The organism is Planomonospora parontospora (assembly GCA_014647935.1).
GTDB lineage: Bacteria > Actinomycetota > Actinomycetes > Streptosporangiales > Streptosporangiaceae > Planomonospora > Planomonospora parontospora.
The window spans coordinates 1-1,361 of sequence record BMQD01000085.1; the positions used below are offsets into that span (position 1 = coordinate 1).

Sequence of the window (1,361 nt, forward strand, 5' to 3'; positions counted from 1 at the left end):
GTCCAGCTCCTCACACTGACAGGCCCACGACCAGCACGATGATCTATCTAAACGGCATTGGGGGGCTGACCAGCCAGATGTTCGCCTGCGGATGCTACGCCGCGAGGGCGACTACCTCACCGCGATGCTGTCCGTCGTGGAGGGCCTGGTGAAAGCCGCCGCTGCTGCCTACCCCGCCTGCCCGCAAGAGTGGAGGTCATGAGCGGATAACTGCGCGTCCACCACTCGTAGGCGCGGCGATGTACTGCTGACTGTCTACAGTCAACAGATGACAACCTGCCTGATGTACCGCCCAAAGCGGAGGGAAGATCAACCCTCTGGTGAATGCATCCGCCGTTTTCCATTCATACTATCGCCTATGTCTCGATCGTTCATCTTCGCGACAGGAGAGAGAAATGGGCGTAGGGCAGGAAAAGAGAGGGCCGCGGAAAGAAAGTCTGCTGCGCTGTGCGCTGCTGACACTTCTGCTGGCTGCGCCGTGGACGGCGGCGAGCGCGACGGCGGACACGCATGCCGCACCGGCATTGGCCGGCGTGAACCCGAGCCCCGGAGAAGGGTTGAGCACGGACCCCGAACTCGGCGAGGAGCTGAGCGAGGAGGTTCACGCGGCAGGGCGCATCGACGGCTCGTGCGGTCCTGCATTCAACCCTTACGATGCGTACAATCCGAGCTATCGAATCCGATGGAGCTGGAGCACTGGACAGCCGCGTGGCCGCGTCGGTTTATACGGCGGGACATTCTCGTACCTCGGCGAAGGACATCTCTACTGGTCATGGGGGTCAGAACTGCGCGGAGGAGACAAGGTTTCGCTCGATTGGTCAGACGATGGCGGCCGTACTTACCACGCGTGCCACAGGACCGTCCCTAGCGGGAAAACAAGCGTCACCACGCCGGCCGTAAACCAATGGGGAGGCCGATCGTACAGATCGTGCATAAAGGTAGGAGACAAATGGTGGTGCACACGCTGGCGTCACGGTCTGTATTAATCACAAAGGCGTCGATGAGGAGAGAATCCTCGATGCGGCTCCGAACTTCATAGCGCTTCAGCGGTCGGCCGCTGCCCGCCCATCACTGAGTGGGCAGCGGAATTGTGCAGTATATGCCCTACAGGGATGCTCAGTTCTCCGCCATGAATTCCGTTGTCCAGGCCGAAGAACTCCGCGACGGTGAGCTTCGCCGTCTCCTCCGTCACCTCGATCGGCAGCACGGCAGGGATCACGTACCAGCGGTCCCGGGCAGGCAGCCGTACAGCGGACGAAGTGGGGGCGCTGGTCACGGTCCACCACCGTACCGGCCGCCGCCAATGCCGTTTAGATAGATCATCGTGCTGGTCGTGGGCCTGTCAGTGTGAGGAGCTGGAC

The 1,361-nt window shown here is 61.6% G+C and carries 1 protein-coding gene; it reads right to left on the reverse strand.

Annotated features, from left to right (window positions below):
* Positions 1-1,033 precede the first annotated feature (1,033 nt).
* A complete protein-coding gene (locus IEZ07_RS35215) occupies positions 1,034-1,276 on the reverse strand; it encodes a hypothetical protein (RefSeq protein ID WP_191898762.1) in 243 nt (80 codons plus the stop codon).
* Between the last annotated feature and the right edge of the window lie 85 nt (positions 1,277-1,361).